Source organism: Pseudomonas sp. NPDC098740, assembly GCF_044760065.1.
GTDB classification, from domain to species: domain Bacteria; phylum Pseudomonadota; class Gammaproteobacteria; order Pseudomonadales; family Pseudomonadaceae; genus Aquipseudomonas; species Aquipseudomonas rossensis.
Genome location: NZ_JBIWAM010000032.1, coordinates 1 through 13,369 on the forward strand (window position 1 = coordinate 1; position 13,369 = coordinate 13,369).

General features: G+C 55.6%; 13 protein-coding genes. 7 read left to right on the forward strand and 6 right to left on the reverse strand.

Annotated elements, in window-relative coordinates:
• Nucleotides 1-162: 162 nt before the first annotated feature.
• Nucleotides 163-930, reverse strand: coding sequence for an AraC family transcriptional regulator (locus tag ACIQU2_RS26095; RefSeq protein ID WP_403145024.1), 768 nt, complete (start codon nt 928-930; stop codon nt 163-165).
• Nucleotides 931-1,038: 108 nt separating this feature from the next.
• Here ACIQU2_RS26095 and ACIQU2_RS26100 point away from each other — a divergent pair, with 108 nt between their 5' ends.
• The 3 genes from ACIQU2_RS26100 to ACIQU2_RS26110 all read left to right on the forward strand — a co-directional run bounded on the left by ACIQU2_RS26100 (nt 1,039) and on the right by ACIQU2_RS26110 (nt 3,028).
• On the forward strand, nt 1,039-1,854 hold the full coding sequence (locus ACIQU2_RS26100) for a sulfite exporter TauE/SafE family protein (RefSeq protein WP_403145026.1): 816 nt from the start codon (nt 1,039-1,041) through the stop codon (nt 1,852-1,854).
• Between the two features lie 71 nt (nt 1,855-1,925).
• A complete protein-coding gene (locus tag ACIQU2_RS26105; RefSeq protein ID WP_403145028.1) occupies nt 1,926-2,294 on the forward strand; it encodes a hypothetical protein in 369 nt (122 codons plus the stop codon).
• A gap of 38 nt (nt 2,295-2,332) precedes the next feature.
• A complete protein-coding gene (locus tag ACIQU2_RS26110) occupies nt 2,333-3,028 on the forward strand; it encodes a DUF6933 domain-containing protein (RefSeq protein WP_403145030.1) in 696 nt (231 codons plus the stop codon).
• Nucleotides 3,029-3,058: 30 nt separating this feature from the next.
• Here the strand turns inward: ACIQU2_RS26110 and ACIQU2_RS26115 are convergent, their stop codons facing one another.
• Entirely contained in the window at nt 3,059-4,048 is a 990-nt protein-coding gene (locus tag ACIQU2_RS26115; RefSeq protein WP_403145033.1) for a hypothetical protein, read from the reverse strand.
• A gap of 271 nt (nt 4,049-4,319) precedes the next feature.
• Here ACIQU2_RS26115 and ACIQU2_RS26120 point away from each other — a divergent pair, with 271 nt between their 5' ends.
• Nucleotides 4,320-4,565: a type II toxin-antitoxin system Phd/YefM family antitoxin gene (locus tag ACIQU2_RS26120; RefSeq protein WP_403145035.1), complete on the forward strand. Its 246-nt coding sequence runs from the start codon at nt 4,320-4,322 to the stop codon at nt 4,563-4,565.
• Between the two features lie 113 nt (nt 4,566-4,678).
• Nucleotides 4,679-5,773: an HNH endonuclease gene (locus ACIQU2_RS26125; RefSeq protein WP_403145036.1), complete on the forward strand. Its 1,095-nt coding sequence runs from the start codon at nt 4,679-4,681 to the stop codon at nt 5,771-5,773.
• A 176-nt stretch (nt 5,774-5,949) separates the two neighbouring features.
• Here ACIQU2_RS26125 and ACIQU2_RS26130 read toward each other — a convergent pair whose 3' ends face one another.
• The 4 genes from ACIQU2_RS26130 to ACIQU2_RS26145 form a co-directional block, all read right to left on the reverse strand.
• Complete coding sequence (locus ACIQU2_RS26130) at nt 5,950-6,483, reverse strand: Bro-N domain-containing protein (RefSeq protein ID WP_403145039.1); 534 nt, start codon at nt 6,481-6,483, stop codon at nt 5,950-5,952.
• 417 nt (nt 6,484-6,900) lie between these two features.
• Nucleotides 6,901-8,151, reverse strand: a complete 1,251-nt coding sequence (locus tag ACIQU2_RS26135; RefSeq protein WP_403145040.1) for a ribonucleotide-diphosphate reductase subunit beta — start codon at nt 8,149-8,151, stop codon at nt 6,901-6,903.
• 529 nt (nt 8,152-8,680) lie between these two features.
• Complete coding sequence (locus tag ACIQU2_RS26140; protein WP_403145042.1) at nt 8,681-8,956, reverse strand: hypothetical protein; 276 nt, start codon at nt 8,954-8,956, stop codon at nt 8,681-8,683.
• A 188-nt stretch (nt 8,957-9,144) separates the two neighbouring features.
• Nucleotides 9,145-9,408 carry a DUF2790 domain-containing protein gene (locus ACIQU2_RS26145; protein ID WP_038979415.1) on the reverse strand — a complete coding sequence of 88 codons (264 nt, stop codon included), beginning with the start codon at nt 9,406-9,408 and terminating at the stop codon, nt 9,145-9,147.
• Nucleotides 9,409-9,880: 472 nt separating this feature from the next.
• Here ACIQU2_RS26145 and acs point away from each other — a divergent pair, with 472 nt between their 5' ends.
• Complete coding sequence (gene acs, locus ACIQU2_RS26150; RefSeq protein ID WP_403145047.1) at nt 9,881-11,836, forward strand: acetate--CoA ligase; 1,956 nt, start codon at nt 9,881-9,883, stop codon at nt 11,834-11,836.
• A 701-nt stretch (nt 11,837-12,537) separates the two neighbouring features.
• Nucleotides 12,538-13,311: an ABC transporter substrate-binding protein gene (locus ACIQU2_RS26155; RefSeq protein ID WP_008154331.1), complete on the forward strand. Its 774-nt coding sequence runs from the start codon at nt 12,538-12,540 to the stop codon at nt 13,309-13,311.
• Nucleotides 13,312-13,369 lie beyond the last annotated feature (58 nt).

The following is a 13,369-nucleotide window of genomic DNA, read 5'->3' on the forward strand; positions in this document are numbered from 1 at the left end:
TTTTCATGGACTCGCCCTCGCTGTCGTTGGCTGATTAGACTGCCACCGTGGCGCATTGACGCCTCGGCTTGGGCGAGTCCATCCAATTACAAAGTGTGCGTCGCGGCTGAAATTGCTTAACTGGCTGGTATTAACGGCAGCGGCCTCTCTTTTTTGGGCTGACTACTTCGCCCCCTCCAACCAGACGGACGGTGCCTGTCCCAGTACGCGGCGGAACATCGTCGAGAATGCAGCGGGGCTGTCATAGCCAAAATCCAGAGCAATCCGCGTTACCGGTTCGCCCACCACCAGCCGCGCCAGAGCCAGCACCACGCAGGCCCGCTGCCGCCATTGGCTGAAACTCAGACCCGTCTGTTGGCGGAACAGGCGATTGAAGGTGCGCAGGCTGATATGCAACTGATCGGCCCATTGCTGTGGCGACTGGTGAGCGTCGGGCCGCTGCACAAAGCCCTGGCACAACGTGAGCAGCCGCGTATCGACGGGCAGGGGAATGTGCAACGGCAGGTGAGTGCTGCGCGCCAGTTCATGCAGCAGCAAGCCGATCAACGTACCGTCGCGCCCGCGCTCGTCATACTCCAGCGGGATCTCCACCGCCTCCATCAGCAAGTGCCGCATCAACGGCGAAACGCTGATCACCTGGCAGCGATCCCCCAGATCTACCGCCGCCGGTTCGATATACACACTGCGCGTGCTCACCCCCAGCATCAGTACCTCATGCGCCACCCCCGGTGGAATCCACACCGCTCGCTGTGGCGGCACCACCCAACTGCCATCGTGCGTGCTGACCTGCATCACCCCGGTGGCGCCGTACAACAATTGCGCCCGTCTATGTGTATGACGAGGCAACAAATGGCCGTGGGAATAATCCGTACCGATGGCCACCACCGGCCGTGGCGTGTGGTCCAGCAGATCAATCGAAACATTGCGCATCGAGCAGCCCCAGCGGTTGGCGTAAACGCGAACTTATTGGCTCACTTGCTGAGGCAGGCCAAGGCGCATCGTTCTATCGTCGACCGCTCTCAACAACGGACGACACCCATGTTCTCTCTCCTGCTGGCACTCTTCGGCTGCATGACCGGCATCACCGCGGTGCTGTTCGGTTTCGGCGGCGGCTTTGTCGTCGTGCCATTGCTGTACCGAATGCTCATGGCCAGCCACGGCACAGACGCCCCCGTCGGCCAATCGGCCATGCACATCGCTGTGGCTACCTCGACCTGCGTCATGATCGTCAACGCAACGATCGCCACCGGCAAACACCGCCGCGCCGGAAACCTCATTCGCCATTACCTGTGGCCGTTGAGCGGGTTCATTGGCTTGGGCGCGATCGTCGGCGCCGTTTCCGCGATGTGGGTGAGTGGCGAGGTGATTCGCTATGCCTTCATCGCGTACCTGGGTGTGACCATCGCCGATTGCGTGTTGCGACGCGGCTTTCTTACAGCGTCCGACACCGCCATCCCACGGCGATTGGGAAGGGCAGAAGAGTCTGGCGGCGGTGTAGGAATCGGCACCATCGCCACGTTTCTCGGCGTAGGCGGCAGCGTCATGACCGTGCCGTTATTGCGGCGTTGTGGATTGAGCATGTCCCAGGCGACGTCCATGGCCAATCCGCTAAGTTTGCCCGTGGCGCTGGCCGGGACGCTGACTTACATGGCCGTGGCCGGTTTCACCGAGTTTGATCTTGGGCCGTGGTTTGTCGGCTATGTGGATGTGATGGCGTTTGCGGTTTTGACGGTTGGGTCGCTGGTGGGGATTCGGTTGGCGACGCCGTGGATTGGGCGGATACCGGATCGGGTGCATGCGCGGGTATATGTGGGTTTGCTAGTTTTGGTGATGCTGAGCATGTACGCCACGTAGGGTTGGAATCGTTCGCTTTATTCGCAAGAATACGTCTTCGCATTGTTCAAGATTTCACTCGGGAGAATGTCATGTCGATCCTCGAAAGCGACTGGAAGAAATTCAAGGAACTGCGCAAAATTGCGCTCGATCGATTTTGCCAAGGCGTTCTTGCCGATGCAAAAGCCATTACTCTGCACGGGGCGCTGTCTGCTCACGCTCGATATGGAATGCTCTATGGCTTGATCCATGATCGGAACAAGGACATGGCCCGAGCCTTTGACCATCACAGCCAATCCCGCTCCACTGCTCTCACTGCTTTAAGGTTGTTTGTCATGCATGACTTGCTGACCGACGCAGAGTTATCAGTGCTCAGTGAAGATGCGCTGGACTACATCTCAGATGTCGTTCGCCAGCCCTATGAGCTTGAATGGGTCGAAGAGATCGTGCGACAGGACTGAAAACGGTTATCACCAGCCCTTTTATTAGAGAACGATGGATGTGGATCTTCAATTGCACCGAAGCGGCAAGTAACTTCTTCAGCCGCGTGCATAAGGGTAAAAAAATCAGCCCGGTGGACAAACCGCCATCGTCCGTCATTGAAGATGATGTGCCTGATGAGTCAGCCGAACAGTGGCTGGTTCACGCCGTCACTGTTCAACGCAAGCATGTGTTGTACGTCATTCACGTAAAAACTCGTTATTGCATGATTTTTGCGGACGCGAAAAAAGCGGACATCGAAGGTTTCGTTCAACGTTTTTCCACGCGTTGGATAAACGGCGTGATTCAGCATGCGGGGCAACACGACATACTTCGTTGGTTCAACGACGAACTGATAACGGAGCGATTCCAAGAGAGTTGTCGCGAGTACGTGTTTTACAAACGCGGACATCGCGGTGCGCAGAAACACATCAATGACATCGCCTGGGTGTTTGAGGGATGTGCTGCTGAACGAGGTTCTTTACCCCCTGACGAGTTCTCGGCAGGCCGCTTCGATATCGACATGAACAACTATCTGAGAGGGGGTAAAGAACACAAGGATTACTTCTACCCGGATAAGGAAATGATCGTTCACTGGTTAAGCCGTTACGGCGGCCTTGATGAGCTTGGCATTCAAGCAGCCCGTGAGCGGCACAAGGAAGCGAAACGGGAGATTCGGGAGGTCGTAAGGCAGCTTAATCTCGAAGCGCAATGAGCCGTCGCAATAACGCCGTGACCCGGTCCTTTAACCTTTGAGCCCCGGCGCCTCACGAATGATGAAGTGATCCAAGTTCTCGATATGGGCACTGAACACCCCGAACATCTGCTCGGGGTTTTTCTTGCTTGGTACCTGCTTCAACTCCGGCGTCACACCATAGAAAAAGCAAAACAACTCTTTTTCGCTCTCGATAGCGTGTTTGATCTCTTGCAGAAACGCTTTGCGCTTGCGGTAGGTGTCGATCAGCTTTTTGCTCAGGTAAACGTTGACCGAGTAAGGCTTCTTCTTCGCCTCGTCCGGTTGCTTGAACCAGACCTTCTGTTCGAAATCGATGCGAAAACTTGCGCTGTGGTAATCCTCGATTTTCTTGATCTTGCCCCAGTAAATCAGCCCTTTGTTGTCCAGCAGAAACTCGATTTTCTTGAAGAAAGAACTGTAGGGCGCCGTGTGCTCGCCAATCTTCAGCGGCATACGCTTGAGCAGATCCTTGTCCTCGAAGTTCGACACAAAACACTCCACCGGGTGAGCGAAGACACTGGTTTTGTCTGGTGCTGACTCACGACTCGGGTGCTCGACATTACTGGCCGCAGAAGGCGGTTTCGGATCATCCCGCATCACGTCCGCCGCCACCGCTGGGTTCGACGGCTTACGCACATACTCACGCCGCGTCAGCAACAACTCCGACGGGAAATGCTCCTCGCGACTGTCATCCGTTTCCGCACCGTCAGCGTCCACACCTGACACCGACGCCTTGAGACTGACATAAGGACAATCCGCAACATGCCGGGTGCTGGGCGTGTTCTTGAAGTGCGGGGTGCGAACGTAATTCACGTTCTTGGCGTTGAACGTCGTCAACACATTCGCCGCATCGAAGGCCAAACGACAGGCATCGTTGGGGCACTGGAAGTGTTCCTTGGCGGAATCGAACTCCATGGTTTCGTCGAAATTCAAATCGCGCACGTCATAGATCGACAGCTTGTCGTCGAGGCTGAGGCAGTAGGCGAGGTCGAATTTCATGGGGGCTCGGGTCCTTGAGTGGGGAAGGGTATTAATAGCGGGAGGTGGGGTGGGTTGCACTGAATGTTTTCAACACACCGCAAAATCTGCGGCATACCACCGACCCTGTAGGAGCGAGCCTGCTCGCGAAAAACCCAAGAACGCCACTGGGCATTTGGATTTACGCATTATCGTTCCCAACCTTCAACGGAACACCGCCAAGAGCAGGCGCGCCACGCCTATCGAAAATCTCAGCCTTCAGCTAGTTTGGCCAACTCCATGGAGGTGCCATATGGCTGAACGGCTACAAGTAAACATGCACGAAGCACAATCCCAACTCGATCAACTCGCTGAGCTTGCCTGGCGGGGCGATACGGTTGTGATCACCAAGGACGGCAAGCCCTATCTAAACCTGCTGCCTCATATCAAAACATCTCGGGCACGTAAGCCGGGGCGGTTGAAGGGAAAAATCCGAATTTATGCGGATTTTCAAAAGCCCGCCGAGGACATCACCGAGGGATTTGAGAGTCACCTGTGAGGCAATTGCTCTTAGAAATAGTGGCTATTCGCCCTGTTACGTATTGAAACCCTTTGGTACTTTGGCGACGGTAGGAATTTTCCTACGGCAATTGTCGATAAAGGGCAGCGCTCGTGGCGATCAAAGCGGTTTCGAAGGAACGAATAGACAAAGCGATGCTGGAGTTTGATCATAAATTTCGGAGTAGGCGTGAGTGGCAAGGCTGGGAAAACAATCTAGCTCACCGTTATGCGGTTCACGCGGGCGGTGAACTGTATCCGGCGAAGAAAATCGTCTCTTTGGCGACCGGTATTGCCGTAGGCGAGTTCTCCGGTGGACACCCGACCAACAGTTACCTAGAAAAGCGAGGCTTCACTATTGTGGAGTTACCGCGTGGGGAGGGCGCGCCTGTATTGCAGTTCACGCCGGGCGCTGTTTACGACCGAAAAACTGAGATCAATGGACCGTTCGGTGGAAGCCTGCAAAACGGCATTGCAGCGTCCGCTACTTATCCTGCGATTTTTTTGTTCACGGGCGATAGCGGTGAGCAATACGGGTATGCCGACCATTGGGAAGACGGCGCCTTCTTTTATACCGGTCAAGGACAACGCGGGCCGATGACTTTGACTCGAGGCAACCGAGCCATTGCTGAGCATGCCAATGATGGCCGAGCGCTGCACTTGTTTAAGTCCCGCGGCAAAGGTAATGGCTACGCTTACGTGGGCGAGTTTTCTTGCGCTGACATGTTTCAACGAACCCAGCCGGATGTGAGCGGCCAGGCTCGGACAGCAATTGTTTTTCGATTAGTCCCTGTGGGCATTCCTGGTGGAATGATTGAGGCTGAAGAGGATGAGGAAAAGGCTGACCTTCCCGACTCTCTGGCTGCTGCGCGGTTGGCTGCGCTGGCTGCATGTAAGCCTGGCAGTGATGAGTTAGGGCAATCCGCTCCTCGTAAGATCTATCAGCGCAGCCGTAAGGTTGCGCACTATGTGCTGATGCGCGCTCAGGGGGAGTGCGAGAGCTGTGAGAGGCCGGCTCCTTTTATGAAGAAGGATGGCAGGCCCTACCTAGAGCCGCATCACGTCAATCGGCTCTCAGATGGTGGGTTAGATCATCCACGCTATGTGGGGGCTGTATGCCCAAGTTGTCATCGGGAAATTCATTCTGGAGTGCACGGGGCGTTGGTGAATGAAAGGCTGAAGCAGCGGTTGGAAGTAATTGAGCGCTGATTGAGCGGTGTGCCAAGGCAATTGGCCCTAATCTCAAGAGCGCTCCAGTCGCTTTCTTTCTTCTTTACGCTCATAACATCTCCGAGGGTTGAAAACCCTCGGAGGATACTGAGTGGCCAGTCTACGAAAATACCTACAGAGAACTGCGACGCTTCTTTCTGTCGATCCTAAAAGGTCTAACCGACCGAATGCTTCGAAGAGTGAAACACCTCCAAGACCTTACGCCACCAAGGCTTAACCGCTGGAACGCGCCTTCGCGTTCGATTCAGCAATAGATAAGGCATGTCTCGCAACCGAATCCAACCTTCATCCTGCCAATGCAACAGACTCAACGACATCTCCGGCCAATCCAACAAACTCAACATCGGTCGATCCGCATTCTTCGACGGCCCCGCATCGCGCAACGCCGGCACCACTTGATGAGTCAGCCACTCGCGCAACAGCCGATTCCCCGGCGCGTAGTGATAGACCAGCAACGCATACACGCCTGATTCGCTGAGCATCAGCCGCTTTTCCGGTTGGCCGTGGTAGTCGATCAGTAACGTGTGCCGTTGATCTTCGTCGAGTTTACTGACCACCCGATCACTCAGATGAAAACCCATCAATCGACCAAAATCGCGGGCGCAGAACCAAGCTTGGTTTTCCAGGAGAAGGGCGTGGAGGACAAGATTGTGGCGAGTGAAGACTGTTACAGAGAAGGGATCAGTCATGACTGATCTCCAGAGTGGCGAAAGTGCGGGGTAGATCGTGTTCAGGCATATCCATTACCTCTACGTGTAGATTTAGGAGGGCCTGAACCCAACGTAGAGTGGACTTAAAAAATCCCAACGAGCAGAGCCTTCGCACAACCGAACGACAAATCACCAAAGGGTGAATTGCGTGTCTGTGTGATTGACCAAGCTTCTACGTTGGGCGTTTCTTAGGCACCTGCAATGGAGCTTAGAGGTGCTTTGAAAGGGCATCAATGCGGACGGAGCTGTAAGTGCTGTAGGAGTTTTAGCGTCGTAGCGTAGGGGTGGAAAAAAGCATCTTCATTCCCCAGTAAAAAGCCCCGATCAGATCGGGGCTTTTGCTTTTTCGATTCTTCGATTCAGATTGCAATCGTCAAATCACGGCGAGCTCGGGAATCAATCCCAGCTCAACGCCCCACCAGTCTGATACTCAATAACTCTCGTCTCAAAGAAATTCTTCTCTTTCTTCAAGTCCATAATCTCGCTCATCCAAGGGAACGGGTTAGTCGTCCCTGGATACTCTTCTTTCAAACCGATCTGCGACAGACGACGGTTAGCGATGAACTTGAGGTAGTCCTCCATCATCGCCGCATTCATACCCAACACCCCACGAGGCATGGTGTCACGCGCGTATTCGATTTCCAGCTGAGTGCCCTGCAGGATCATCTGCGAAGCTTCTTCCTTCATTTCAGCGTCCCACAAGTGCGGGTTTTCGATTTTGATCTGGTTGATCACGTCGATGCCGAAGTTCAGGTGCATGGATTCGTCGCGCAGGATGTATTGGAACTGCTCGGCGACGCCGGTCATTTTGTTGCGGCGGCCCATGGAGAGGATCTGGGTGAAGCCGCAGTAGAAGAAGATGCCTTCCAGAACGCAGTAGTAGGCGATCAGGTTGCGCAGCAACTCTTTGTCGGTTTCGACGGTGCCGGTTTCGAACTTCGGATCGGAGATCGAACGGGTGTATTTGAGGCCCCAGGTGGCTTTTTTCGCTACCGATGGGATCTCGTGGTACATGTTGAAGATCTCGCCTTCATCCATGGCCAACGATTCGATGCAGTACTGGTAGGCGTGGGTGTGGATCGCCTCTTCGAATGCCTGGCGCAGGATGTACTGGCGGCATTGCGGGTTGGTGATCAGGCGGTACAGGGCCAGGACCAGCTTGTTGGCAACCAGGGAATCGGCGGTGGCGAAGAAGCCGAGGTTGCGCATCACGATGCGGCGCTCGTCGTCGGTCAGGCCTTCCGGGTCTTTCCAGAGGGCGATGTCGGCGGTCATGTTGACTTCTTGCGGCATCCAGTGGTTTGCGCAACCGTCCAGGTACTTCTGCCAGGCCCAGTCGTACTTGAACGGTACGAGTTGGTTGAGGTCGGCGCGGCAGTTGATCATGCGCTTTTCGTCGACAGCCACACGGGCGGAGGCGCCTTCGAGTTCGGCGAGGCCTTCGGCGATGTCGAGGTTGTCCAGGGCAGCTTTTGCACGGGCGATTGCGGCGGAGTCGGACGCGGTTACAGCGCGGGCTTCTTGAGCCGCGACGCCACCAGCGGTGTCGAGGCGGTCCATGTTGGCTTCAGTTGCGTGCCCAGCGTTGGCGCCTTTTACAACGGTTTCGCCGCTGTCTTCTTTGTCGAATTCGTCCCAGCTCAGCATGACGTGTCGTCTCCTGCGTGAGGGCCAGATGCCCGTGTGAAAACTGATAGGTTGGTTTTTCACACGGCCGTACTGGCCGCGTTGGATCTAAAGGAAATCGTTTTTTGCAGCAGTACAACGCAGGCAATAAACAGAATTTTGTACGGGTGTTCTGAGGCCACTGACGGGCGCAGAAAATGTGAACAGCTTCTGCGTGGGCTTCAGACTGGCGTGTTCCCCGTGTAAGGGAATATTGCAGGCCCGATTTACGCCGCATTATAAGGAAATTTTTGGCCACGTGGTGCGACGAATCGGCACTGCGAACGGTTGGCGGGGGGCGGTTTTCAGGCCGGAGTGAGGGATTACAGGGCTTTGGCTGCAATCGCGGCTGCAGATTTTTTTTTTATAAGTTTTGGCTCGTGATTATTTCTGTTCAAAAAACAATCAAAAATCGCCTTTTTCACTACATGTTGTGTTTTGAGTCGGTTTTCGATGGCTCCAGACACAACTAAGCCCGACCGAAGTCGGGCTGTAAAGTCACGCTTGATGATCAGCTGAAGCGAGCGGCACCAACGTGATCTGCGCCATCGGCAGCCAGTTTGGCGGCGCCAGTGCGATCAAAACCGTCAGAAGCGAGTTTGGCAGCGCCCGTGTGGTCGGAGCCATCGGAGGCGAAAGACGCCGAACCGGTATGGTCGTAACCATCAGAAGCGACAGCCGCTTGCGTGCTGTAAGCAGCCGAGCCAGTGCGGTCGTAGCCGTCAGCGGCGAAGGTGTTAGCGGCCAGGACAGAGAGGGTCAGGGCGAGGATCAGTTTGGTTTTCATGGTAGTGGCTCCAGGTCGTTGGCGTTTTGTGCCTTGGGTGTGGAATTCATACTACGCCAGCTAATTTGATTAAAAAGCGCAAATAAACGCTTAAATCAATCGTATAACTAGATATGTAAGGTTCGGCGCTTCATCTGCCCTAAATAGCGGGCGAGTGGGTCGAATCTTGGGAGGGTGAGAGCGGGTGATTAGCCGTTAGAGCAGCCGTTACCCATAACGCTGTAACGAAGAATGTGGCGTTGGCCTTTGGAGTCGTCGTATTCCATTTTCGCCGGAACAACTTCGCAAACGTTCGGGATTTCGCTCATGGAGATAACTTTGGCGATGTCCAGGTGGGTGGAGTAAGTGTATTCCTCGATGGCGGGTTGCTGCTGCGCGACATCAGTCGGGACCTCGTCTGCCATGGCGGTTGCGCACAGGCTGCTGAGGGCCAGAACTAATAAAGCTTTCATTTCAAATTTACCTTTTAGAGGTCGAATGGGGGCACGCAACCTTTTTGGGGTTGCGTGTAGAACTTAAGTACTAGGTTTTGGATTAACTGCCTTCGTGGGGGCTGCAACTTGGTTAATCACGTTGCCTGGTTGGCGAGGCTGATTTTAGGCGTGGGGTTTACATTCATATAGGCGTGCTTTTGATAAACACCTTTGGCGAATTTCGTAACAATCCCTGTAGGAGCTGCCGCAGGCTGCGATCTTTTGATCTTGGCGGTCCTCGAAGATCAAAAGATCGTCCGAACGCGGCCCGAACCTTCGGCAGCTCCTACATTGGCCGTTGGCGGCCGGAATAGAGCGTTTGCACAAAACCTGTGGGAATAGTCACGACATTTAGTAGGGGCTTGTTACTACCATCGTCGAATGGTTCTATAGGCCCGGCCCGGCTACAACTGGGTCATACAAAAACAACTATTCCACCGAGGTAACAAAGATGAGTGCGGCTTCTCTGTATCCCGTTCGTCCCGAGGTTGCGGCCAACACGCTGACTGATGAGGCGACCTACAAGGCCATGTACCAGCAGTCCGTCGTTAACCCGGACGGCTTCTGGCGCGAGCAAGCCAAGCGCCTCGACTGGATCAAGCCTTTCACCACGGTGAAACAGACTTCCTTCGACGATCACCATGTCGACATCAAATGGTTCGCCGACGGCACCCTGAACGTTTCCTACAACTGCCTCGACCGTCATCTGGCCGAGCGCGGCGATCAAGTCGCGATCATTTGGGAAGGGGATGACCCTGCCGAAAGCCGCAACATCACCTACCGCGAGCTGCACGAACAAGTCTGCAAGTTCGCCAACGCCCTGCGTGGCCAGGATGTGCACCGCGGCGACGTGGTGACTATCTATATGCCGATGATCCCCGAAGCCGTGGTCGCCATGCTGGCGTGCACCCGGATCGGCGCGATTCACTCGGTAGTGTTCGGTGGTTTCTCGCCGGAAGCCCTGGCGGGTCGGATCATCGACTGCAAATCCAAAGTGGTGATCACTGCTGATGAAGGCATTCGTGCCGGCAAGAAGATCCCGCTCAAGTCCAACGTCGACGACGCGCTGACCAACCCGGAAACCAGCAGCATTCAGAAAGTCATCGTGTGCAAGCGCACCGGTGGCGACATCAAGTGGAACCAGCATCGCGACATCTGGTACGAAGACCTGATGAAAGTGGCAGGCACTGTGTGCGCGCCCAAAGAAATGGGTGCTGAAGAAGCGCTGTTCATCCTTTATACCTCCGGTTCGACCGGTAAGCCGAAGGGTGTACAGCACACCACCGCCGGCTATCTGTTGTACGCGGCGATGACCCACGAGCGCGTGTTCGACTACCGTCCGGGCGAAGTCTACTGGTGCACCGCCGACGTCGGTTGGGTCACTGGCCACACCTATATTGTCTATGGCCCCCTGGCCAATGGCGCGACCACCTTGCTGTTCGAAGGCGTGCCGAACTACCCGGACATCACCCGGGTGGCGAAAATCGTCGACAAGCATAAAGTCAACATTCTCTACACCGCCCCCACCGCCATCCGCGCGATGATGGCGTCGGGCAAGGCCGCCGTTGAAGGCGCTGATGGCAGCAGCCTGCGTTTGTTGGGCTCGGTCGGTGAGCCGATCAACCCGGAAGCGTGGGATTGGTACTACAAGAACGTCGGTCAGTCCCGTTGCCCGATCGTCGACACCTGGTGGCAGACCGAAACCGGTGCGACCCTGATGAGCCCGTTGCCGGGTGCGCACGCGCTCAAGCCGGGTTCTGCTGCGCGACCATTCTTCGGCGTGGTGCCGGCGTTGGTCGACAACCTGGGTAACATTCTCGAAGGCGTTGCCGAGGGTAACCTGGTGATTCTCGATTCTTGGCCAGGCCAGGCGCGTACGCTGTATGGCGACCATGACCGCTTCGTCGATACCTACTTCAAGACGTTCCGTGGCATGTACTTCACCGGGGACGGTGCGCGTCGTGACGAAGACGGTTACTACTGGATTACCGGTCGCGTGGATGACGTGCTCAACGTGTCCGGCCACCGCATGGGGACCGCCGAGATTGAAAGCGCGATGGTCGCCCACCCGAAAGTCGCCGAAGCAGCCGTGGTTGGTGTGCCGCACGACATCAAAGGGCAGGGCATCTATGTCTATGTCACGTTGATCGGTGGCGAAGAGCCGAGCGAGCAGCTGCGACTTGAGCTGAAAAACTGGGTCCGTAAAGAGATCGGTCCGATTGCTTCGCCGGATGTCATCCAGTGGGCGCCGGGCCTGCCGAAAACCCGTTCGGGCAAAATCATGCGCCGCATCCTGCGCAAGATTGCTACGGCCGAATACGATGGGTTGGGGGATATCTCCACCCTGGCGGATCCGGGTGTGGTGCAGCATTTGATTGATGAACACAAGATCATGAACGTCGCTTAACCCGTCGTTCCTGAGTCATGGAAGCCCCGCCCGGCATTGCGCCTGGCGGGGCTTTTTATGGCCTGATGTTTTTGTGGTGGTTGTTCGGGCCTCATCGCGAGCAAGCTCGCTCCCACAGTGGATCTCCGGTGGCCAAAGATTGTGTGTCAGACGCAGATCCCCTGTGGGAGCGAGCTTGCTCGCGATAGCGATCTGTCAGACACGACATCAACAACGTCGAATAATTATCGGCTTAGCCTATAGGCCATTTCCCACTGTTACCCGCCTTCAGGAAAGTGACTAAATGTGTAACCGCTCGCTCCGATACGGGGCATTGGGAAACGCAAAGCCCCATCTTCGGGCTGCTCCAGCCCCTATGAAAAATAAGACACAACGCTGCGCTTGCCGGATTAGAAGGGTTTGCCAATAATAGGCCCGCAATTTGCAACATAGATCGGTTCACTGTCTTTTGCTCTTGCATGAATTTGCAAGGCTGTCAACGCGCCCAAGCGGCTTTCTCGGTGCTTCTGTAATTAGTTGTCGCATTGAAGAAATATCGGCTTCGGGCCTGTCGTTAGAATGCCGATCACTCGCTCGTTGTTGCTCGCGTTGAAAAAAGCGCGCGATTCCTGCAACGCAGCACCGCTTTGCGGTTCCACTCATTCGCATATTGGGCTGTCGCTCACTCTGCCGTTTTAGCCCTTTACCGATGGAGTCCCAAGATGAAGAAACTCGTGCTGCTTGGCGCCCTGGCACTGTCCGTGCTGTCCCTGCCGACATTCGCCGATGAAAAGCCTCTGAAAATTGGTATCGAAGCGGCTTACCCTCCGTTCGCTTCCAAAGCGCCGGACGGCAGCATCGTTGGTTTCGACTACGACATCGGCAACGCTCTGTGCGAAGAGATGAAGGTCAAGTGCGTATGGGTCGAGCAAGAGTTCGACGGTCTGATCCCGGCACTCAAAGTGCGCAAGATCGACGCGATCCTGTCGTCCATGTCGATCACTGAAGACCGCAAGAAGTCCGTGGACTTCACCAACAAGTACTACAACACCCCGGCTCGCCTGGTCATGAAGGCCGGCACTCCAGTCAGCGACAGCCTGGCTGAGCTCAAGGGCAAGAACATCGGCGTGCAACGTGGTTCGATCCACGAGCGTTTCGCCCGCGAAGTCCTGGCCCCGCTGGGTGCCGAGATCAAGCCTTACGGTTCGCAGAACGAAATTTACCTCGACGTCGCTGCCGGCCGCCTCGACGGCACCGTGGCAGACGCTACGCTGCTGGATGACGGTTTCCTGAAAACCGACGCCGGCAAAGGTTTCGCCTTCGTTGGTCCGGCCTTCACCGACGTCAAATACTTCGGCGACGGCGTAGGTATTGCGGTTCGCAAGGGTGACGCGCTGAAAGACAAGATCAACACCGCGATCACCGCCATTCGCGAGAACGGCAAGTACAAGCAAATCCAGGACAAATACTTCGCCTTCGATATCTACGGCAAGTAACACGTCCCGGCGACAAGTCCGAAATGGCGCAAGCAACAGGATCTCTGAGGTTTGCGCC

Bases quoted from the DNA above. Each gene is read 5' to 3' on its own strand.
- ACIQU2_RS26135 (WP_403145040.1), bottom strand. From the start codon at position 8,151: ATGCTGAGCTGGGACGAATTCGACAAAGAAGACAGCGGCGAAACCGTT.
- ACIQU2_RS26095 (WP_403145024.1), bottom strand. From the start codon at position 930: ATGCGCAATGTTTCGATTGATCTGCTGGACCACACGCCACGGCCGGTG.
- acs (WP_403145047.1), top strand. From the start codon at position 9,881: ATGAGTGCGGCTTCTCTGTATCCCGTTCGTCCCGAGGTTGCGGCCAAC.
- ACIQU2_RS26155 (WP_008154331.1), top strand. From the start codon at position 12,538: ATGAAGAAACTCGTGCTGCTTGGCGCCCTGGCACTGTCCGTGCTGTCC.
- ACIQU2_RS26145 (WP_038979415.1), bottom strand. From the start codon at position 9,408: ATGAAAGCTTTATTAGTTCTGGCCCTCAGCAGCCTGTGCGCAACCGCC.
- ACIQU2_RS26105 (WP_403145028.1), top strand. From the start codon at position 1,926: ATGTCGATCCTCGAAAGCGACTGGAAGAAATTCAAGGAACTGCGCAAA.
- ACIQU2_RS26140 (WP_403145042.1), bottom strand. From the start codon at position 8,956: ATGAAAACCAAACTGATCCTCGCCCTGACCCTCTCTGTCCTGGCCGCT.
- ACIQU2_RS26110 (WP_403145030.1), top strand. From the start codon at position 2,333: ATGTGGATCTTCAATTGCACCGAAGCGGCAAGTAACTTCTTCAGCCGC.
- ACIQU2_RS26130 (WP_403145039.1), bottom strand. From the start codon at position 6,483: ATGACTGATCCCTTCTCTGTAACAGTCTTCACTCGCCACAATCTTGTC.
- ACIQU2_RS26115 (WP_403145033.1), bottom strand. From the start codon at position 4,048: ATGAAATTCGACCTCGCCTACTGCCTCAGCCTCGACGACAAGCTGTCG.
- ACIQU2_RS26100 (WP_403145026.1), top strand. From the start codon at position 1,039: ATGTTCTCTCTCCTGCTGGCACTCTTCGGCTGCATGACCGGCATCACC.
- ACIQU2_RS26120 (WP_403145035.1), top strand. From the start codon at position 4,320: ATGGCTGAACGGCTACAAGTAAACATGCACGAAGCACAATCCCAACTC.